The 18,410-nt window shown below is 70.5% G+C and carries 23 protein-coding genes and 1 pseudogene; 10 read left to right on the top strand and 14 right to left on the bottom strand.

Going from position 1 to position 18,410, the window contains the following annotated elements:
- Positions 1–125: 125 nt before the first annotated feature.
- Positions 126–1,133, top strand: a pseudogene (gene ftsY, locus FV222_RS04365) (signal recognition particle-docking protein FtsY); the annotation flags it as partial.
- A 43-nt stretch (positions 1,134–1,176) separates the two neighbouring features.
- On the opposite strand, the gene FV222_RS04360 reads toward ftsY, so the two are convergent.
- Positions 1,177–2,085: a LysR family transcriptional regulator gene (locus FV222_RS04360; RefSeq protein ID WP_147762853.1), complete on the bottom strand. Its 909-nt coding sequence runs from the start codon at positions 2,083–2,085 to the stop codon at positions 1,177–1,179.
- Between the two features lie 92 nt (positions 2,086–2,177).
- Here FV222_RS04360 and FV222_RS04355 point away from each other — a divergent pair, with 92 nt between their 5' ends.
- Together FV222_RS04355 and FV222_RS04350 are read left to right on the top strand one after the other, a co-directional pair.
- Entirely contained in the window at positions 2,178–3,110 is a 933-nt protein-coding gene (locus FV222_RS04355) for an NAD-dependent epimerase/dehydratase family protein (RefSeq protein ID WP_147813124.1), read from the top strand.
- A 133-nt stretch (positions 3,111–3,243) separates the two neighbouring features.
- Positions 3,244–3,852, top strand: coding sequence for a septation protein A (locus tag FV222_RS04350; RefSeq protein ID WP_147751453.1), 609 nt, complete (start codon positions 3,244–3,246; stop codon positions 3,850–3,852).
- 117 nt (positions 3,853–3,969) lie between these two features.
- Here FV222_RS04350 and FV222_RS04345 read toward each other — a convergent pair whose 3' ends face one another.
- The 11 genes from FV222_RS04345 to FV222_RS04295 form a co-directional block, all read right to left on the bottom strand.
- On the bottom strand, positions 3,970–4,563 hold the full coding sequence (locus FV222_RS04345) for a DsbE family thiol:disulfide interchange protein (protein WP_147762851.1): 594 nt from the start codon (positions 4,561–4,563) through the stop codon (positions 3,970–3,972).
- Complete coding sequence (ccmD, locus tag FV222_RS04340; protein WP_147762850.1) at positions 4,560–4,712, bottom strand: heme exporter protein CcmD; 153 nt, start codon at positions 4,710–4,712, stop codon at positions 4,560–4,562. Before ccmD ends, FV222_RS04345 begins: the two co-directional genes overlap by 4 nt.
- Positions 4,713–4,751: 39 nt before the next feature.
- Positions 4,752–5,243 (bottom strand): VOC family protein, encoded by a 492-nt coding sequence (locus tag FV222_RS04335; RefSeq protein ID WP_147762849.1) that lies wholly within the window; start codon positions 5,241–5,243, stop codon positions 4,752–4,754.
- 35 nt (positions 5,244–5,278) lie between these two features.
- Positions 5,279–6,079: a heme ABC transporter permease gene (locus FV222_RS04330; RefSeq protein ID WP_147762848.1), complete on the bottom strand. Its 801-nt coding sequence runs from the start codon at positions 6,077–6,079 to the stop codon at positions 5,279–5,281.
- A gap of 83 nt (positions 6,080–6,162) precedes the next feature.
- Complete coding sequence (locus FV222_RS04325) at positions 6,163–6,432, bottom strand: Txe/YoeB family addiction module toxin (RefSeq protein ID WP_147751420.1); 270 nt, start codon at positions 6,430–6,432, stop codon at positions 6,163–6,165.
- Positions 6,429–6,683 (bottom strand): type II toxin-antitoxin system prevent-host-death family antitoxin, encoded by a 255-nt coding sequence (locus FV222_RS04320; protein ID WP_147762847.1) that lies wholly within the window; start codon positions 6,681–6,683, stop codon positions 6,429–6,431. Before FV222_RS04320 ends, FV222_RS04325 begins: the two co-directional genes overlap by 4 nt.
- Positions 6,684–6,806: 123 nt before the next feature.
- Positions 6,807–7,154, bottom strand: a complete 348-nt coding sequence (locus FV222_RS04315; RefSeq protein WP_147762846.1) for a DUF4189 domain-containing protein — start codon at positions 7,152–7,154, stop codon at positions 6,807–6,809.
- Positions 7,155–7,284: 130 nt separating this feature from the next.
- Positions 7,285–7,953, bottom strand: a complete 669-nt coding sequence (gene ccmB, locus FV222_RS04310; protein ID WP_147762845.1) for a heme exporter protein CcmB — start codon at positions 7,951–7,953, stop codon at positions 7,285–7,287.
- Entirely contained in the window at positions 7,950–8,597 is a 648-nt protein-coding gene (gene ccmA / locus FV222_RS04305; RefSeq protein ID WP_147762844.1) for a heme ABC exporter ATP-binding protein CcmA, read from the bottom strand. The genes ccmB and ccmA overlap by 4 nt, the downstream gene beginning before the upstream one ends.
- Before the next feature lie 35 nt (positions 8,598–8,632).
- Positions 8,633–8,902 (bottom strand): type II toxin-antitoxin system RelE/ParE family toxin, encoded by a 270-nt coding sequence (locus tag FV222_RS04300; RefSeq protein WP_147762843.1) that lies wholly within the window; start codon positions 8,900–8,902, stop codon positions 8,633–8,635.
- Positions 8,886–9,110: a ribbon-helix-helix protein, CopG family gene (locus FV222_RS04295; RefSeq protein ID WP_147751426.1), complete on the bottom strand. Its 225-nt coding sequence runs from the start codon at positions 9,108–9,110 to the stop codon at positions 8,886–8,888. The genes FV222_RS04300 and FV222_RS04295 overlap by 17 nt, the downstream gene beginning before the upstream one ends.
- Before the next feature lie 213 nt (positions 9,111–9,323).
- Between FV222_RS04295 and FV222_RS04290 the strand changes: the two genes are divergently transcribed.
- Both FV222_RS04290 and acnA read left to right on the top strand, forming a co-directional pair.
- Positions 9,324–9,530, top strand: coding sequence for a hypothetical protein (locus tag FV222_RS04290; protein WP_147751427.1), 207 nt, complete (start codon positions 9,324–9,326; stop codon positions 9,528–9,530).
- 267 nt (positions 9,531–9,797) lie between these two features.
- A complete protein-coding gene (acnA, locus tag FV222_RS04285; protein ID WP_147813122.1) occupies positions 9,798–12,497 on the top strand; it encodes an aconitate hydratase AcnA in 2,700 nt (899 codons plus the stop codon).
- Positions 12,498–12,577: 80 nt separating this feature from the next.
- Here the strand turns inward: acnA and FV222_RS04280 are convergent, their stop codons facing one another.
- Positions 12,578–13,201, bottom strand: coding sequence for a glutathione S-transferase family protein (locus FV222_RS04280; RefSeq protein WP_147762841.1), 624 nt, complete (start codon positions 13,199–13,201; stop codon positions 12,578–12,580).
- Between the two features lie 73 nt (positions 13,202–13,274).
- Between FV222_RS04280 and FV222_RS04275 the strand changes: the two genes are divergently transcribed.
- Entirely contained in the window at positions 13,275–13,961 is a 687-nt protein-coding gene (locus FV222_RS04275) for a YafY family protein (protein ID WP_147762840.1), read from the top strand.
- 94 nt (positions 13,962–14,055) lie between these two features.
- Positions 14,056–14,739 carry a metal ABC transporter permease gene (locus FV222_RS04270; protein WP_147762839.1) on the top strand — a complete coding sequence of 228 codons (684 nt, stop codon included), beginning with the start codon at positions 14,056–14,058 and terminating at the stop codon, positions 14,737–14,739.
- A gap of 89 nt (positions 14,740–14,828) precedes the next feature.
- Here the strand turns inward: FV222_RS04270 and FV222_RS04265 are convergent, their stop codons facing one another.
- Complete coding sequence (locus FV222_RS04265) at positions 14,829–15,947, bottom strand: AI-2E family transporter (RefSeq protein ID WP_147762838.1); 1,119 nt, start codon at positions 15,945–15,947, stop codon at positions 14,829–14,831.
- Between the two features lie 240 nt (positions 15,948–16,187).
- Here FV222_RS04265 and FV222_RS04260 point away from each other — a divergent pair, with 240 nt between their 5' ends.
- The 3 genes from FV222_RS04260 to FV222_RS30595 all read left to right on the top strand — a co-directional run.
- Positions 16,188–16,496 (top strand): acyl carrier protein, encoded by a 309-nt coding sequence (locus FV222_RS04260; RefSeq protein ID WP_147762837.1) that lies wholly within the window; start codon positions 16,188–16,190, stop codon positions 16,494–16,496.
- A gap of 45 nt (positions 16,497–16,541) precedes the next feature.
- Positions 16,542–17,021 carry a 3-hydroxyacyl-ACP dehydratase FabZ family protein gene (locus FV222_RS04255; RefSeq protein ID WP_147751433.1) on the top strand — a complete coding sequence of 160 codons (480 nt, stop codon included), beginning with the start codon at positions 16,542–16,544 and terminating at the stop codon, positions 17,019–17,021.
- Positions 17,018–18,410, top strand: a 1,393-nt coding sequence (locus FV222_RS30595) for a beta-ketoacyl-ACP synthase (protein WP_210248449.1), incomplete at its 3' end; no start/stop codon positions are given. The genes FV222_RS04255 and FV222_RS30595, both read left to right, overlap by 4 nt.

Genomic DNA, 18,410 nt, shown 5'->3' with positions numbered 1-18,410 from the left:
CCGTGATCTTCTGGTAAGGTGTCGTGGGGTGCGTCTGATGTGTTTATGTCACAGTCTGCACGACGGTCGCCCGCGAGCCGGTGACCGCGCCCGACGCGGGGCCTGAGGCCGGCGCCGGCGCGCCGGATATCCAACCGGTCGACGTCGCGGCCGCGCTCGCTCACGACGCCCTCGCCGACGACGAGACGGCATCGGAGCCGGCGTCGGAGAAGCGCGGCTGGTGGACCCGGCTGACCTCGGGGATGAAGCGGACCTCGTCGGCCCTGTCCGACCGGGTCACCGGCCTGTTTACCAAGCGCAAGCTCGACGCCAACACCCTGGAGGACCTGGAGGACGCGCTGATCCAGGCCGATTTCGGCGTCGAGACCGCGACGCGGATCTCGGAGGCCGTGGGCAAGGGCCGCTACGAGAAGGGCATCTCCCCCGACGAGGTCCGGGCGATCCTGGCGACCGAGGTCGAGCGGGCGCTGGAGCCGGTGGCCAAGCCCCTGGTCGTCGATCCCACCAAGAAGCCGTTCGTGATCCTGATGATCGGCGTGAACGGCGCCGGCAAGACCACGACGCTGGGCAAGCTGTCGCTCAGCCTTAAGGCGGAGGGCCGCTCGGTGATGCTGGCGGCGGGCGACACCTTCCGCGCCGCCGCGATCGAGCAGCTGAAGGTCTGGGGCGAGCGCACCGGCACGCCGGTGGTGAGCGGGGCGCAGGGTGCGGACGCGGCGGGGCTCGCCTTCGACGCCCTCAAGCGTGCGAAGGCCGAGGGCACCGACGTGCTCCTGATCGACACCGCCGGCCGGCTGCAGAACAAGGCCGGGCTGATGGCGGAGCTGGAAAAGATCATCCGCGTGCTGCGCAAGAGCGATCCCGAGGCGCCGCATGCGACGCTGCTGGTTCTCGACGCCACCGTCGGCCAGAACGCCCTGTCCCAAGTCGAGCTGTTCTCGAAAGCCGCGCCGGTCTCGGGGCTGGTGATGACCAAGCTCGACGGCACAGCCCGCGGCGGCATCCTGATCGCACTGGCCGCCAAGTTCGGCCTGCCGGTGCACTTCATCGGCGTCGGCGAGGGCGTCGACGACCTGGAGCCGTTCGCGGCGCGCGACTTCGCGCGGGCGATCGCGGGGCTGGAGAAGGGCTGACGCCCGACGCGGACCGAACGGCCTGCAGTGCAGTCGCGGGTCGTCAGCAGGTCGCCGTCGCGCCGGGTGCTGCCTCCGAAAGGTCGAGCCCTTCGACCAAGGCATCGAACACCGCGCGGCAGCGGGCGTTCGTCTTCAGGTCCTCGTGCATCACGATCCAGAGGGGCAGCGTCAGGGTGATCGCGGGCAGGACGCGCACCAGCGCCGGGTCGCGCCGGGCGATCGCCACCTGGCAGATGCCGATGCCGAACCCTGACCGGATCGCGGCGACCTGGGCGAGGTTGCTGTCGGCCCTCAGAGCGAACGTGCGCCGGTCGAGCGGCGGCAACCGGGCGGCCATGGCCCGAAGCGCCGGGGTCTCGGTGTCGTAGCCGATCACGTCATGGGCTGAGAGGTCGCCGATGGTGGCCGGCGTCCCGGCTCTGTCCAGGTAGTCGCGGTGGGCGTGGAACCCGAGATCCACCGGCGGCAGGCGGCGCGCCAGCAACGCCCCCTGGGTCGGCTCGACCATGCGGATCGCGATGTCCGCCTCGCGCGCGAGCAGGTCGCCGACCACGTCCGAGAGCGCCAGCTCGATCGCCAGCGCAGGATTTGCCCGCCTGAGCCGGGTCAGGATCGGCGGCAAGTGCTCGACGCCGACGACGTCGCTCGCCGTGATCCGCACCGTCCCGGCGAAGTCGCCCTGGGCACCGCTGGCGGCCCGCAGCAACGCGGCGGCGGTCGTCGCCATGGTTCGCGCGTGCGGGCGCAGCGACACCGCAAGCTCGGTCGGTTCGAGCCCACGCTGCGACCGCACGAACAGGTCGGCGCCCAGCGCCGACTCCAGCGCATCCACGTGGCGGGCGACGGTCGGTTGCGTCGTCCCGAGCGCACGCGCGGCTGCCGACAGCGAGCCAGCGTCGAGCACGGCGAGCAGAGTGCGATAGAGCGCCCAATCGGGATTGTGGTTCATCCGTTTGCGTATAGCAGGACCACGGACTTCGGCAATTTTCGATGTGCCCGCCGAGGTGCATCGTCCTGCCTTCAGCGATGAGGGACAGGACGATGACGCAGCGGATCACGATCTTCGGCTACGGCGCGGTCGGGCGGCCGATCGCCGAGCGGCTGGCCGCACGCGGAGACCGCGTGCGGGTCGCAACCCGCACACGCCCGGCGGACCTCCAGGCCGGCGTCGAGCATCAGGTCTGCGACGTCCTGAATCCTGCCGACGTGCGGCGCGCGCTCGACGGGTCGGCGCAGGCGGTACTCGCGGTCGGCTTCCCCTACGACGCGCGGGTGTGGCGGACGGCCTGGCCGCGAACGATGCACGCCGTGGTCGAGGGCTGCGCCGAGGCGGGGGCGCGGCTGGTCTTCATCGACAACCTCTACCAACTCGGGCCGCAGACGGCGCCGCGCACCGAGGACATGCCGCTGACCGCAGGCGGCGAGAAGCCGGTGATCCTGGCCGAGGTCACCCGGATCTGGCAGGGAGCGCGAGCCCGCGTGCCGGTGGCGGCCCTGCGCTGCTCCGATTTCTACGGACCCGGCGTCGCCAACTCCCATCTCGGCGCCTTCGCGTTCGGTGCGCTGGCGAAGGGCCGGCCAGCGCAACTGCTCGTGCCGGCCGACACGGCGCACGACTTCGCCTACGTCCCGGACGTCGCGCGGGCGGCTTTGGTGCTGCTCGACGCCCCCGACGCGGATTTCGGGCAGGCCTGGAACGTTCCGTGCGCGCCGACGCGGAGCCCGCGCGCCCTGCTGACGATGGGCGCCGGCGTGCTCGGCAAGCGGCTCAGGCTGTGGGCCGTCCCCTTCGCGATGCTGCGGCCGCTCGGGCTGGTCTACCGCTTCGCGCGCGAGGTGGCCGATGTCGGATTCACCTGGGATCGTGCCTACGTGATCGACGGCGGCAAGTTCGCCCGCCGCTTCGGCTTCGTGCCGACCCCGTTCGAAGTGGGCGTGCCGGCCACCGTCCGCCGTTTCGCCGAGGCGCGTTGACGGGGGCGAGGACACGATGGCGCTGGGCCGGCCGGCATCCGGCCCGTGCCGGCAGCCCCGGTGGACCGCACCCGTCGTCATCGATACAGACGCATCGACGCGATGGGCCCGTTCCGGCTCCCTGGCCAGCATGATGCAGATCGAATCCGTACCCCCGCGCCGACACCTCGCGCCGCTCCCCAAGCTGGCGCTCGAACTCGGGCCGCTGGTGATCTTCTTCCTCGGCAACGCCTACGCCGAGCGCTTCGGCGTAGCCCCCGACCAGAAGCTGTTCGTGGCGACCGGGGTGTTCATCGTGGCGACGGTGCTGGCGCTCGCCGTGCACTTCGCCCTGGTGCGCCGGCTGCCGATCATGCCGATGGTGTCGGGCGTGGTGGTCGTCGTCTTCGGCGGGCTGACGCTCTACCTGCAGGACAAGACCTTCATCATGGTGAAGCCCACCATCGTGAACACGCTGTTCGGCCTGGTGCTGCTCGGCGGCCTCGCCTTCGGCAAGTCCCTGCTCTCGGTGGTGCTCGACTCGGTGTTCTCGCTCACCGACGAGGGCTGGCGGAAGCTGACCTTCCGCTGGGGGCTGTTCTTCCTGGCGCTCGCCGTGCTCAACGAGGCGGTGTGGCGGACGCAGAGCGAAGATTTCTGGGTGAACTTCAAGGTGTTCGGCATCATGCCGCTCACCGTCGTGTTCGCGCTCGCCCAGACGCCGCTATTGACCCGCTACGAGCGCAAGAAGTCCGACGTGTAACGGCGCGCAGGTTCTCGCGCAGAGACAGCCCCGACGGCGTCGGCCGGCGGCAAGCGCGACCGCGCGCCGCTGCCGGTGCGGCGGACGGCCCGCCAGGGCCAACGAAGAATTTCCTTCCTATTTCGCGGCTACCTTGCCGGCCGCGCGGATCTTGGCGATCACCTCGGCGAGATTTTCCGGGGTGACGATACCGACGAGCTTGTCGCGGATCACGCCGTCCGGGCCGATGATGAAGGTCTCGGGCACGCCGTAGACACCGAAATCGATGCCGACGCGGCCGGTCTCGTCGTGGCCCACCGCCTGGAACGGCACGCCGTTGCGCGTCAGGAACCGGCGTCCGTTCTCGGCGGCGTCCTTGTAGTCGATCCCGACGAGCCGGATGCCGGGCTCGCGCGCCAGGCGCATCAGCATCGGATGCTCGACCTGGCACGGCGCGCACCACGAGGCCCAGACGTTGAGCACCGTGACGCCGCCCTTCAGGTCGGCGCTCGACAGGCCGGGCACCGGCTTGCCGTCGACGGTGAGGCCGGCCACCGCCGGCAGGGTGAAGCTCGGCACCGGCTTGCCGATCAGCGCCGAGGGGAGGGCGGCTGGGTCGGCGCCGGAGCGCAGGCGCAGGAAGAACACCGCCGCCAGCACCGCGAAGGCCAGCACCGGGACGACGACGAGGAGCGAGCGGCGGACCGGCTCCGGAGGGGTCTCGACGCTCACCGGCGATCCTCCGCCTGGAGCTGGGACAGCGCCCGCCGCTGCGTGCGCCGGTCGCGGACCGCGTTGAGGACGAGGCCCGCCATCACCAGCGCGGTGAAGGCGTAGGAGGCGAGAATGAAGCCGCCGTGGCTGCCGAGGTCGAGACTCATGCGTTTATAAAATCCGAAGGAGCTTGTGCAGAAGCGCGCTCATGCCTGCGCCGCCCGCTCGAGGGCGGCGACGTCCAGCTTGACCATGGTCTGCATGGCCGCGAAGACGCGGGCCGAGACGGCGGGGTTGGGGTCGGCCAGGAGGCGCGGCAGCACCTCCGGCACGATCTGCCAGGGCACGCCCCAGCGGTCGCGAAGCCAGCCGCACATGATGGCGCTGCCCCCGTCGGCGGTGAGGCCCGCCCAGAGCCGGTCGACCTCCGCCTGGTCGGCGCAGGCGACCGAGATCGAGGCCGCCATGCCGTACTCGGCCGGCGTGCCGCCGTTCAGCGCCTGAAAACTCTGGCCGCCGAGGGTGAAGGCGACGAGGATCGCGTCGCCGGCCGCCCCGCCCGGCCACGCACCTGGTGCGCGTTGAATGCGGTCGATGCGCGAGTCGGGAACGAGGTCGACGTAGAGGCGGACCGCAGCCTCCGCGTCGGTGCCGAACCACAGGCAGGTGCTCGCCTTCGTCGTGCTCGCCTTGGTCATCAGCCGCATCTCCCTTGCGGACGGCGCGTCCGCGATCAGACCGCCTGGCCGAGGGGTAGGGCGCGACCGGCCTCGGAGGCCGTCACGGTCGAGCCGGCGTCGAGGCGCTCCGCCTCGCGGATCGTCAGCGTCCGTACGCGGCGGCGCATGATCTCGGTGCGCATCGCGTAGAGGTGCAGAGCGGTGCCGCCGAGGGTGGCGGCACCGATCATCACCAGCAGCGGGTAGAGCATCGACGGGTCGATGGTCGAGCCGCCCATGCGCAGGATCGAGGCCGGCTGGTGCAGGGTCGACCACCAGTTCACGGAGAACTTGATGATCGGCAGGTTGATCGCGCCGACGAGCGTCAGGATCGCGACGGAGCGGGCGGCCCGGTTCGGATCCTCCATCGTCCGCCACAGGGCAATGATGCCGCAATAGATCAGGAACAGGATCAGCATCGAGGTGAGCCGCGCGTCCCAGACCCAGTAGGTGCCCCACATCGGCTTGCCCCAGAGCGAGCCGGTGACGAGGCAGATCAGGGTGAAGGCCGCCCCGATCGGGGCTGCGGCGCGCTGCGCCACGTCGGCGAGCGGATGGCGCCAGACCAGGGTGCCGATCGCCGACAGGCTCATCGAGCCGTAGAAGAACACCCCGAGCCAGGCCGCAGGCACGTGGATGAACATGATCCGCACGGTCTCGCCCTGCTGGTAGTCGGGCGGGGCGACGAACCACGACAGGTACAGCCCGAGCGCGAGGATCGCGGTCGAGATCGCGGCGAGCCACGGCACCAGCGTGCCGGACCAGCGCATGAAGTGGCTCGGGTTGGACAGGCGCGTCCAGAGGGGCGTCGACATGCGCCATGTCTTAGCGCGGGGTGCGGTGCAGCGGCAATGCGCACGTCTGGCGCAGGGGGACGCCGAGCTGGAGGCCGCCGAGCTCAGGCGTAGCGCCACCGGCATTGCAGGATCTCGACGGCCTGCGTCTCACCATGGCCGCCGACCCGGTAGACGAGGCGGTGGGAGCCGGTGATCCGCCGAGACCACCATCCGCTCAGGTTGCCGCGCAGCGGCTCGGGTTTGCCGATGCCGGTGAACGGCGTCCGCCGGACCTCGCGGATCAAATCGTTGATGCGCTTGAGGGTTGCGGGGTCGGATGCCTGCCAGAACAGGTAATCTTCCCAGGCGTGGTCGGCCCAGAGGAGCTTCACCCCTCGATCAGATCGTGTTCGGACCCGCCACCGGCCTCGATCTGGGCGGCGGCTTCGAGAAGCCGCTTCGCGTTGGCCGGCGTGCCGAGGAGATGGAGCGTCTCGCGCAGCTGATCGAGTTCTGCGAGCGGCAGAATCACGAGAGGCTCGTGGTTCTGCCGCGTGACGACCAGTTCCGACCGGTCGTTCTCAACCTGGTCGAGATACGCGGCGAAGTTCCGCCGAAGCTCGGTCAAGCCGACTTGCGCCATGACAACCATCCGCTCTGTACAGGAACACGTACATATCGCGCGATGATGCCACGGCGCAAGGTCGAGCGCGGAAGGATCGTGCGTCGCGGACCCGGAAGCCCGTCGGCGTTCAGGCGCCCCGGATCATTCGCACTCGGAAAGGACGAGCTTGCAGTTCGGGCACTTGTCGAAGGCCATCTCCTTGGCGGCGGCCTCGGTGCGGCCCCAGCCGACGCCGTAGCTGGTGCGGTTGGAGACGTAGGCGCCGCAGCTGTCGAAGCGGGCCACGACCTTGCAGTTGTCGTTGCCCATCTTGGCGCATTGCCGCATCGCGGCGGCGCCGGCGGCCTCGCGCGAATCGCCCCAGCCGATGCCGTAGCCCTCGTCGCCGGCCTTCTGGCCCTCTTCGGTGTCCACGGCGAAGGCGCCGGCGGCGGCGGCGGGTGCGGTCGCGAGAAGCGCCAGGAGCAGCGCGGACATCAGGGTCTTCATCGGTACGTCCCCATCGAATCTGACAGGGCGGGCGAACCCTTCGCGCCGCCCCTGCAGGACGTCTGATAAGGCAGTGCGGCGCAAAGGAAATTGCACCTCCGTTCCGATCTCTTGCCTCAGCGTCCCGGGCTCATTCCGACCAGCGCAGGGCCGCCGCCGCGGCGAAGGTCCCGACCAGGGCCGCGATCAGGCTGAGGCCGGTCAGGATCATCAGCGGGGTCGCGAAGGGCACGGTGCCACCGAGCGCCGACTGCGCCGCCGAGACGCCGAAGATCAGCGTCGGGATCATCAGGGGCAGCACCAGCACGGCGAGGATCAGGCCGCCCCGGCGGATCGAGGCGGTGAGGGCCGCGCCCACCGCACCCACGAAGGTGAGCGCCGGCGTGCCCACGAGCAGCGTCAGCGCGGTCGCGGCCATGGCGGTGCCGTCCAGGGCCACCAGCAGCCCGAACAGCGGCGAGGCCAGCGCCAGCGGCAGCCCGGTGGTGAGCCAGTGCGCGATCACCTTGGCCAGCACCACGAGTTCGAGCGGAATCGGGGCCGCGGTCATCAGGTCGAGGGAGCCATCCTCCTCGTCGGCCTGGAACAGGCGGTCGAGTCCGATCAGCGTCGCCAGCACCGCCGAGAGCCAGAGGATCGCCGGCCCGATCCGCGAGAGCAGGTTCAAGTCGGGCCCAAGCGCGAACGGCACCAGCGCGACGATCATCAGGAAGAAGACCAGCGACAGCATGCCCGACCCGCCGACGCGGGAGGCCAGCGTCAGGTCGCGGGCGACGAGGGCGACGAGGATGCGGATCACGCCCAAACCTCCTCCGCGTCGGCCGCCGGCTCGGGCGCCCGCGGGGCGGCCTGCGCGATGTGGAGGTTGCGCGCGTCTTCGAGGCCGAGGGCCTGGTGGGTGGCGGCGATGACGAGGCCGCCCGCCGCCCGATGTTCGGCCATCAGCCCGGCGAGCACGCCCTGCGACGCGGTGTCGAGGGCCGCCGTCGGCTCGTCGAGAAGCCAGAGCGGGCGCGCGCAGACGAGGAGGCGGGCCAGCGCCACCCGGCGCCGCTGCCCGGCGGACAGGTAGGCGACCGGCAGGTCCAGGGCGTGGGCGAGGCCGAGCCGGTCGAGCGCCGCCCGCGGGCTCAGCCACTTCGTCCCCAGTAGGCTTTGGGCGAAGGCGAGGTTCTCGGCCGCCGTCAGGCTGCTCTTCAACCCGTCGCGATGCCCGACCGCGTGCAAGCATTCGGGAAGCGCCGCTTCGCCCATGTCGTGGACGGTGAGGCGCCCGGAATCCGGCCGCAGCCGCCCGGACAGGATCGCGAGCAGGCTCGACTTGCCCGCCCCGTTGCGGCCGGTGACGGTGATCGCTTCGCCCGGACCGATCGCGAAGGACAGCCCGGAGAAGATCCTTCGCCCCGAGCGGCGGCAAGTGAGGGCGTCAACGGTCAGCCGCACGAAGGTTGCCTGTTCAGGAGGTGAAACGTCTCGATCTAACGGTAGACGGCCCGGCGGTGGCCGATCCGCACGACGACGATCCGAACGGTCTCGTCCTCGATCGATGCAATGATCCGATAGTCGCCGACCCGATATTTCCAGAGGCCGCCCAGCCGCGAACCCTTCAGCGCTTCACCGAGGCTTCGCGGATCGTTCGAGGGCGATAGGCGGTCCTGAAGAAAGCGGAGAATCCGCGTGGCGGTCTCTCGGTCGAGCTTGTCGAGTTCGCGTTCCGCGGACCGTTCGAACTCAATCCGCCAAGCCATATCGGTCCATAACCGCCCGCAGGGGAACGGCCTGGCTCTCGCCGCGCTGCAGGGCTGCGACCCGGCTCTCCGCGATCTCGACGTCCTCGATCTCGTCGAGATGGTCCTGGATCGCCTCGCGCACGTGGTCGTCCGCGCTGCGGCCGGTGCGTCTGGCCAGAGCGTCGAGGCGGCGTTCGATCTCCGGCGGCAAGTCGAGGGCGAGCATGGCAGTCTCCAGCGCGCGCAAGGCTTACGATGGCGGCGCGCATCCGTCCATTCGCCCTGCCGCGTCCTGCGATCACGATGAAGCCCGCGGCCCCCGCGCCGTCTTGCCCGGTTGCGCGAGGCGGCGGAGCCGCGCAACCTCCCCCGTCCCGGGGCAAGCGGCGTTCGCGATCTTGGGACGCCGGGACGCACCGCCGACACGGAGGATGTCGCCATGACCAAGCCCTCGCACTCCGCGAAGCTTCGCGTGAACGATCCGCAAGCCCGGACGGAAGCCGAGATGGCCCAAGACCCCGATGCGGTCGCCGGCCGCGCGATCGTGGAGGCGCGGGTCGCGCTCTGCACCCGGGACGAGCAGGCCGCGTTCTGGGCGGCGGTGCGGCGCTGCTTCGGCGGCCCGGCGCCGGAGGCCACCGCCTGAGCCGGGCGGAGAAGGCCGCGGGGGCGGACAGCCTCGCGGCACTGTCACCCGCGACACGGTAGCGGGCAGATTCGAATCGTTCTATACGGTCCCCAGGCTGCGCCGCGCGACCTTCGAGCGTCCAATTCGCTCCTCGCGCACCCTCCTGCCCGGGCACCCCCGGGGCGGCGCGCGCTCCCTGCGAGCGCAGTCAGGCCGAACACCGGTTTCGTGGCGCGGGTTATGCCTGCGCGTGTTCGACAAACGCCAGCGAGGATCAGACCAGCCGTGGCTTCACTCGACAGCTTCAAGTCCCGTCAGACGCTTACCGCGGCGGGCAAGACCTATACCTACTACTCGATCCCCGAGGCCGAGAAGAACGGCCTCGCCAACTCCACCGCCCTGCCGTTCTCGATGAAGGTGATCCTCGAGAACCTGCTGCGCTACGAGGACGACCGCTCGGTCAAGAAGGGCGACATCGAGGCGACCGTCGCCTGGGTCGACAACCGCGGCAAGACCGAGACCGAGATCGCCTTCCGCCCCTCGCGCGTTCTGATGCAGGACTTCACCGGCGTGCCGGCGGTGGTCGACCTGGCGGCCATGCGCGACGCCATGGTGGCGCTGGGCGGCGACCCCCAGAAGATCAACCCGCTGGTGCCGGTCGACCTCGTGATCGACCACTCGGTAATCGTCGACGAGTTCGGCACGCCGAAGGCGCTGTCGGACAACGTCGCGCTGGAATACGAGCGCAACGGCGAGCGCTACACCTTCCTCAAGTGGGGCCAGTCGGCGTTCGACAACTTCTCCGTGGTCCCGCCCGGCACCGGCATCTGCCACCAGGTCAACCTCGAATACCTGTCGCAGACCGTCTGGACGAAGACGGTGGACGGGGCTGAGGTCGCCTATCCCGACTCGCTCGTCGGCACCGATTCGCACACCACCATGGTCAACGGCATGGCCGTGCTCGGCTGGGGCGTCGGCGGCATCGAGGCGGAAGCCGCGATGCTCGGCCAGCCGCTGTCGATGCTGATCCCCGAGGTCGTGGGCTTCAAGCTCTCCGGCAAGCTGCCCGAGGGCACCACCGCCACCGACCTCGTGCTCACCGTCACGCAGATGCTGCGCAAGAAGGGCGTGGTCGGCAAGTTCGTGGAGTTCTACGGCCCCGGCCTCGACGCGATGGCGGTCGCCGACCGCGCCACCATCTCGAACATGGCGCCGGAATACGGCGCGACCTGCGGCTTCTTCCCGATCGACCGCAAGACCATCGACTTCCTGACGGTCACCGGCCGCACCGACGAGCGCATCGCCCTGGTCGAGGCCTACGCCAAGGCGCAGGGGATGTGGCGCGACGCCGACACCCCGGACCCGGTCTTCACCGACACCCTCGCCCTCGACATGGGCGACGTGCGGCCCTCGCTCGCCGGCCCGAAGCGCCCGCAGGACCGGGTGCTGCTCGACGCCGCCAAGCCCGGCTTCGCCGACTCGATGGAGACCGAGTTCCGCAAGGCCGCCGACATCGCCAAGCGCTACCCGGTCGAGGGCGCGAACTACGACATCGGCCACGGCGACGTCGTGATCGCGGCGATCACGAGCTGCACCAACACCTCGAACCCGTCGGTGATGATCGGCGCCGGGCTGCTCGCCCGCAACGCCGTCGCCAAGGGCCTGCGCTCGAAGCCCTGGGTGAAGACGTCGCTGGCGCCCGGTAGCCAGGTCGTCGCCGAGTACCTCGAGAAGGCCGGGCTGCAGCAGCCGCTCGACGCGCTGGGCTTCAACCTGGTCGGCTTCGGCTGCACCACCTGCATCGGCAATTCCGGCCCGCTGCCGGCCGCGATCTCGAAGGCGATCAACGACAACGACGTGGTCGCCGCCGCCGTGCTCTCGGGCAATCGCAACTTCGAGGGCCGCGTGAACCCCGACGTGCGGGCGAACTACCTCGCCTCGCCGCCGCTCGTCGTCGCCTACGCGCTCGCCGGCTCGATGCAGATCGACATCACCACAGAGCCGCTCGGCGTCGGCTCGGACGGTCAGCCGGTCTACCTCAAGGACATCTGGCCGACGACGGCCGAGGTGGCGCAGTTCATCGAGGCGAACATCACCTCGGCGCTGTTCAAGTCGCGCTACGCCGACGTCTTCACCGGCGACGCGAACTGGCAGGGCGTCGAGGTCGTCGAGGCCGAGACCTTCGCCTGGAACGGCGGCTCCACCTACGTGCAGAACCCGCCCTACTTCGAGGGCATGACCATGGAGCCGGCCCCGGTCCAGGACATCCAGGACGCACGCATCCTCGGCCTGTTCCTCGACTCGATCACCACCGACCACATCTCGCCGGCCGGCAACATCCGCGCAGCCTCGCCCGCCGGCGAATACCTGCAGGAGCATCAGGTCCGGGTGCAGGACTTCAACCAATACGGGACCCGGCGCGGCAACCACCAGGTGATGATGCGCGGCACCTTCGCCAACATCCGCATCAAGAACCAGATGGTGCGCGATCCCGCCGGCCAGGTGGTCGAGGGCGGCTGGACCCTGTTCCAGCCGTCGGGCGAGCGGATGTACATCTACGACGCGGCGCAGAAATACGCCGCCGAGGGGACGCCGCTCGTGGTCTTCGCCGGCAAGGAATACGGCACCGGCTCGTCGCGCGACTGGGCGGCCAAGGGCACCAAGCTGCTCGGTGTCCGCGCCGTCGTGGCCGAGAGCTTCGAGCGCATCCACCGCTCGAACCTCGTCGGGATGGGTATCGTGCCGCTGGTGTTCCAGGGCGAGACCTCGTGGTCCTCGCTCGGCCTCAAGGGCGACGAGACCATCACGATCAAGGGCATCTCGGGCGAGCTGAAGCCGCGCCAGACCCTGACGGCCGAGATCACCTCGGCCGACGGCACCAAGCAGGAGGTGCCGCTGACCTGCCGCATCGATACGCTGGACGAGCTGGAATACTTCCGCAACGGCGGCATCCTGCCCTACGTGCTGCGCTCGCTCGCGGCCTGAACCACGGGCCGGGCGGCCTTCGGGCCGCCCCGAACCGAAGCATCGTCAAGCCGCCGCGGGCTCGCACCGCGGCGGCTTTTTCATGATCGTCGACGGACGGGTGAGCTCGCCGGCTGCGCCGCATCGAAGGCCGCCGCGAAGGCTGCGCCCGGGCGCGCGGTGCAGCGGTCGACCCAGGCGTCGATCGCCGGCACGCCGGGCTTGCCGAACCACGCGAAGGGCGAGTGCAGCAGCAGGTCGGCCGCGGTGAAACGGTCGCCTAGCAGGAACGGGCTGTCGCCGAGCGCCGAGGCCAGACGCGCCCGGGCCTCCACGCCGCCTCGGAACGTCTGCCTCAGGAACGGATGGTCCAGTCCGGCAGCCTCGACGATCAGCACCGGCTCCAGGACGCCGGCGTACCAGGCGAGCCATCCGAGGTAGGCGCCGCGCTGCCTGTGCCCGTGGGGGATGGAGAGCCCCGCCTTCGGGAACAGGTCGGCGAGGTGCTGCACGATGGCGCTCGATTCGCGCACCAGCGTGCCGTCGTCGTCGAGCAGCGGCACCTTACCCTCGGGATGCGGGTTGGCCGGGTCGCGAGCCCCCGATCCGTCCGTGCGCGGGATCGTCACCCGCTCGATGCGTACGTGATCCAGGGCATCGAGCTCCTTGACCAGGGCGACGATGCGGGTCGAGCGGCTGTTGGGGGAATGATAGAGCGTGATCATGGCGGGCTCCTGCTGGCGGGTCGGCAGGGGATGGTCTAGCCAGGTCCACCTGCCAGTTTCCGTCAGTTGCACGATGGCCCGAGCCGACCGGCTGCTTCGATTGCTCCACGCGATGCGCGTCCTGCCGGCGCCGGTCACGGCGGCCCGGCTCGCCGAGGAGACCGGCGTGTCGCTGCGCTCGATCTATCGCGACATCGACAGCCTGCGCACCGCCGGAGCCGGGATCGAGGGCGAGCGCGGCTACGGCTATCGCCTCGTCGAGGACGTCGCGCTGCCGCCGCAGACCTTCGACCGGATCGAGATCGAGGCGCTGGTCCTGGGTCTCGGCGAGGTCCGGCACATGGGCGACCCGGCGCTCGCGGAGGCCGCCGCCTCGGTCCTGGCCAAGGTCGCGGCGACCCTGCCAGACCGGCGCGAGCAGCACCTGCTTCACGCCGTCTCGCAGGTCCGCCGGTTCGGGACGCGCTATCCGGCGACCGTCGACATGGCAGCGATCCGGTCCGGGTGCTGGCGTGAGGAGGCGGTGACGATCCGGTACGCGGACAAGGACGGGGCGACGAGCGTCCGCACGATCCTGCCGCTTTCCATCGTCTACCTCGACGACAAGATGACGGTGCTCGCCTGGTGCTGCCTGCGCGAGGCGTTCCGCATGTTCCGGGCAGACCGGATCGCGGGGGCGGAGCCGGCCGGTAGCAGCTTCCGCCCGCGACGGGTGACGTTGCTGCGCAGCTACCTCGCCGAGCTGCGCCGACGGGGATGACGGGCGACTCGGAAACAAAAATAGATTGCGCGCAAGGGTGTTTTGCGGTCGCCGGCGCCCCATAACCCTCCGGTCACGACAACCGGAGCGCTACATGAAGACCTTCACCACACTCGCCGTCGCCGGCCTGATGACCCTGTCCGGCGCCGCCTTCTCCGCCCAGGCGCTGGAGCGCGTCCGCGGCACGATCGAGAAGGCCGACGGCGGCATGGTCACGATCAAGACCGTCGACGGGGCCACCGAGACCGTCGACGTCGGCGGCGCCAAGTTCGCCTGGGTCGTGAAGTCGAGCCTCGACCAGATCAAGGACGGCGTCTTCATCGGCACGGCGACCAAGGGCGAGAACCCGATGACGGCGCTCGAGGTCGTGCTGTTCCCCGAGTCGATGCGCGGCACCGGCGAGGGCCATTACGGCTGGGATTCGATCGCCGACCAGACCGCCGCGGGCGGCGCGGCGGTGAAGAGCTCGATGACCAACGGCACGGTCAAGGCCGAGTCCGGCGCGTCGCGCGTCAAGAGCGCGATGACCAACGGCACGGTGAAGGCCGACACGGCCGGCGCCTCGGGCACCAAGACGCTCACCGTCGGCTACGGCAAGGACGGCGCGGCCAAGACCATCGAAGTGCCGCCGACCGCACCGATCGTCGCCTTCGAGCCTGCGGACAAGGCGATCCTCACCCCCGGCTCCAAAATCTTCGCCGTGGTCGACAAGGCCGGCTCGAAGATCGAAGGCAAGCTGATCGCCGTCGGCAAGGACGGCCTCACCCCGCCGATGTAATCGAACCGACTCCGGCTGCACGCAAATCCGTGCCGCCGAAGTCTTCGCAAAACGGCCGCGGGATCTCGGATCCCGCGGCCGTTCGCATGTCAGGGAGCCTTCGCGTCGGCGCCGACCGTGAACTCGCGCCACAGCAGCATCAGCGCGGCCATCACCGCCGGGCCGAGGAACAGGCCGAGGAGGTGGAAGGTCTCGACCCCGCCGAGGATGCCGAGCAGCACCCACAGGAACGGCAGCTTGGTGGTGCCGCCGATGAGCGCCGGGCGCACGAAGTGGTCGGCCACGAACGTCACGACGAAGCCCGCGACGGCCACGATCACCGCCGCCTTCACCGAGCTCGCCGCCACGAGCAGCAGCGCCGCGATGGCGATGGCGAGCGCCGCGCCGAACGGGATCATCGCGGCGACCGCGGTGAACGCGCCGAGCAGCACCGGGTGCGGCACGCCGGCGAAGTAGTAGACGATGCCGAGGACGACGCCCTCGCCGAGGCCGACGAGGACGAGGCCGTCGACGGTGCCGTGCACCGAGGCGACCATCTGTCGGCCGACCCGCTCGCCGCGCGGCCCGAACAGGCGGTTGCACGCCACGAGGACCTGGTCGCGGATGGTGCGGCCGTCGCGGAACAGGAAGAACAGGGCGACGAGGCTGAAGCCGAACAGCACGACGCGATGCACCACCTCCTTGCCGACGTTGCGCGACACCCCGATCACGGAATCGTTGTCCAGCTTGCGCAGCAGGTCGGAGCCGGCATCGGGATGGCTGAGGTTGGCGCTCCACCAGGCGGACGCCTGGGCCGCGCCGTAGGGCAGGTGGTTGATGACGTCCGGCACGGGGACGCCGTCCTTCTCGGCCGTGCGCACGAAGTCGAGCACGTCGTGCGCCTCGCGGGCCGCCTGGACGCCGAGGATGACGAGCGGCGCGAGGAAGACGAGGGCGACGAGGAGCGTCGCCACGAGCGGAAGCACGACGTTGTGGCCGCCTGGCGGAAACCGCCGTTCGGCGCGCGCGTAGAGCGGCCACAGCGCGATCGCCAGCACCACCGCCCAGGCGAGCGCCGGCAGGAAGCCGGACAGGATCCAGAGGCCGAGCGCCGACAGCGACAGCACGAGCGCCACGCGGGCGATCCCCTGGCCGCGCGCCTTCTCCACCGGCGGGAGCGGCGGGGCGCGGTCCGGCGGCGCGTGGTCGGTGCGAAGCGTCTGGTCCATCAGGCGAGTCCTCCGGCGCGATCCGCCGCGCGCTCATGTAGGCCGCCGTGGGACCTTTGCCATCCGGCGAAGCCCGCCCGGAGGGCCACATGGTTGCCGGGCCGGACCCCCTCGTGTAGAGGTCGCGGCCACTTGACGGGGCGGCGCAGGGCGCCCTCCGCCACCGGGCCGTGCGGATGGGGGCGCCGCGTCGAGCATCGGCGGCGGCCCGTCGCACCCATCCCGATTCGGCGAGAACGCATGTCAGACCAGCCCAGCACCGGCACCGCCACCTTCGAGCGCGTGGCCGACATCATCGCCGACACCGCCGACATCCCGCGCGAGAAGATCACGCCCGGGAGCCACGCGATCGACGACCTCGGCATCGACAGCCTCGCCTTCCTCGACATCGCCTTCGCCGTCGACAAGGCGTTCGGGATCAAGCTGCCGCTGGAGCGCTGGACCCAGGAGGTCAACGAAGGCAAGGTGCCGGCCGAGGAGTACTTCGTGCTGAAGAACCTCTGCGCCCGCATCGACGCGCTGGTCGCGGAAAAGGCCGCCAAGGTCTGAGCCGACGCGAACGACCTTCCGAACACGTCTGCGGATCGGCAGCCCATGCGCCTCGAATACTTCGAGATGATCGATTCCGTGGTGAGCCTCGACCGCGCCGCCGGCCGGATCGAGGCCCTGGCCCAGGTGCCGACGGAGAGCCCGGTCTTCGAGGGGCACTTCCCCGGCCACCCTCTGGTGCCGGGCGTGCTCCTCACCGAGACCATGGCGCAGGCCTCGGGCTACCTCGTGCTCGCCCACCTGAACTTCGCGCAGATGCCGTTCCTGATGGCGGTGGACAAGGCGCGCTTCCGCTCCTTCGTCGGCCCCGGCGCGACGCTGACCGTGACCGCGAGCCTGGAGCACGACGGCTCGGGCTACGCGGTGACCAAGGCCGCGATCCGCCACGACGGCAAGCTCCTGGCCGACGCCGAGCTCCGCTTCCGCACCATGCCGTTCCCGGACGGGCTCGACGCCCTGATGCGCGCGCGCACCGCGAAGATCGGCCTCGTGATCGACGGGGATGCGCCGGGAGAAGCCGAATGAGCCGCGCCGTCGTCGTCACCGGGATCGGCCTCGTTTCCTGCGTCGGCGAGGGCCTGGCCGCCCACCTCGACGCCCTCGACGCCGGCGCCGCGCCACGGACCGACGCGGCGACCTTCGCGCCGTATCCCGTCCACCCGGCTCCGGCGATCGCCTGGGACGGGCAAATCCCGAAGAAGTCCGACCAGCGCCAGATGGAGGCATGGCAGCGCCTCGGCGTCTACGCCGCCGGCCTCGCGCTCGACTCGGCCGGGGTGAAGGACGACGCCGGGTTCAAGCAGGCGCTCCATCTCGTGGTCGCGGCCGGCGGCGGCGAGCGCGACTACGCGGTCGACGGGGCGATCCTCACCGGCCTGCGCGAGGCCGAGCACGCCGGCGCCTTCCTCAACGAGCGGCTGCAGAACGACCTGCGCCCGACGCTGTTTCTGGCGCAGCTCTCGAACCTCTTGGCCGGCAACATCGCCATCGTCCACGGCGTCACAGGCGCGTCGCGCACCTTCATGGGCGAGGAGGCCTCGGGCGTCGACGCGCTGCGCATCGGGCAGGCGCGGATCGCCTCGGGCCAGATCGACGCGATGCTGGTCGGCGGCTCCTACAGCGCCGAGCGGCCGGACGTGATGGTTGTCCACGAGATGGGCGGTTTCCTGCGCAAGCCCGACTACGCGCCGGTCTTCGACCGCGCGGATGCGCCGGGCTTCATCCTCGGCAGCTGCGCCGCCTTCCTGATGCTCGAATCCGCCGAGACTGCGGCTGCGCGCGGCGCCCGCGCGCTCGCCCGCACCGAGGCGCTGTTCACGCTCGCCGCCGAGATCCACCGCCGGATCGAGGCGCAGAAGGCCAAGCTCGGAGCGCTCGACTTCGACGACCTGATCCACAAGACCCTCGACCTGCTCTCGCGGGTCGACGCCGCCTGGGTGCTGTACAAGCTCGACCGCGGCGTCGACCACGTCCTCGTGGACGAGGCGCAGGACACCAACCCGCAGCAATGGCGGATCCTCGACCGGCTCACCGCCGAGTTCGCCACCGGGGCCGGCGCCCGCGAGCAGTTGCGCACGCGCTTCGCCGTCGGCGACCCGAAGCAGTCGATCTACAGCTTCCAGGGCGCCGAGCCGCGCGAGTTCGCGACCATGCACGGCAAGTGGCGGGGCGAGGCGAAGGCGGCCAAGCTCAAGTTCGAGGACGTCGCGCTGGGGCTGTCCTTCCGCTCGACCCTCGGCGTGCTGCGGGCGGTGGACGCCACCTTCGGCGTGGCCGAGCACTACGAAGGCCTCGGCTTCGAGGACAAGGCGGTCGGCACCGTCCACACCACGGCGCGGGCCGGGGCGCCGGGCACGGTCGAGCTGTGGCCGGTGGCGGAGCCCGTGGAGGAGGTCGAGCCCGACGCCTGGGCGG

Origin of the sequence: Methylobacterium sp. WL103 (assembly GCF_008039885.1) — a bacterium.
GTDB lineage: Bacteria > Pseudomonadota > Alphaproteobacteria > Rhizobiales > Beijerinckiaceae > Methylobacterium > Methylobacterium cerastii.
This window is presented reverse-complemented; position numbering and strand designations above follow the sequence as displayed.

Coding starts and splice junctions, on each gene's coding strand:
- FV222_RS04360 (WP_147762853.1), bottom strand. CDS start 2,085: ATGAACCACAATCCCGATTGGGCGCTCTATCGCACTCTGCTCGCCGTG.
- FV222_RS04355 (WP_147813124.1), top strand. CDS start 2,178: ATGACGCAGCGGATCACGATCTTCGGCTACGGCGCGGTCGGGCGGCCG.
- FV222_RS04350 (WP_147751453.1), top strand. CDS start 3,244: ATGCAGATCGAATCCGTACCCCCGCGCCGACACCTCGCGCCGCTCCCC.
- ccmD (WP_147762850.1), bottom strand. CDS start 4,712: ATGAGTCTCGACCTCGGCAGCCACGGCGGCTTCATTCTCGCCTCCTAC.
- FV222_RS04335 (WP_147762849.1), bottom strand. CDS start 5,243: ATGACCAAGGCGAGCACGACGAAGGCGAGCACCTGCCTGTGGTTCGGC.
- FV222_RS04330 (WP_147762848.1), bottom strand. CDS start 6,079: ATGTCGACGCCCCTCTGGACGCGCCTGTCCAACCCGAGCCACTTCATG.
- FV222_RS04320 (WP_147762847.1), bottom strand. CDS start 6,683: ATGGCGCAAGTCGGCTTGACCGAGCTTCGGCGGAACTTCGCCGCGTAT.
- FV222_RS04315 (WP_147762846.1), bottom strand. CDS start 7,154: ATGAAGACCCTGATGTCCGCGCTGCTCCTGGCGCTTCTCGCGACCGCA.
- FV222_RS04300 (WP_147762843.1), bottom strand. CDS start 8,902: ATGGCTTGGCGGATTGAGTTCGAACGGTCCGCGGAACGCGAACTCGAC.
- FV222_RS04295 (WP_147751426.1), bottom strand. CDS start 9,110: ATGCTCGCCCTCGACTTGCCGCCGGAGATCGAACGCCGCCTCGACGCT.
- FV222_RS04290 (WP_147751427.1), top strand. CDS start 9,324: ATGACCAAGCCCTCGCACTCCGCGAAGCTTCGCGTGAACGATCCGCAA.
- FV222_RS04280 (WP_147762841.1), bottom strand. CDS start 13,201: ATGATCACGCTCTATCATTCCCCCAACAGCCGCTCGACCCGCATCGTC.
- FV222_RS04275 (WP_147762840.1), top strand. CDS start 13,275: ATGGCCCGAGCCGACCGGCTGCTTCGATTGCTCCACGCGATGCGCGTC.
- FV222_RS04270 (WP_147762839.1), top strand. CDS start 14,056: ATGAAGACCTTCACCACACTCGCCGTCGCCGGCCTGATGACCCTGTCC.
- FV222_RS04265 (WP_147762838.1), bottom strand. CDS start 15,947: ATGGACCAGACGCTTCGCACCGACCACGCGCCGCCGGACCGCGCCCCG.
- FV222_RS04260 (WP_147762837.1), top strand. CDS start 16,188: ATGTCAGACCAGCCCAGCACCGGCACCGCCACCTTCGAGCGCGTGGCC.
- FV222_RS04255 (WP_147751433.1), top strand. CDS start 16,542: ATGCGCCTCGAATACTTCGAGATGATCGATTCCGTGGTGAGCCTCGAC.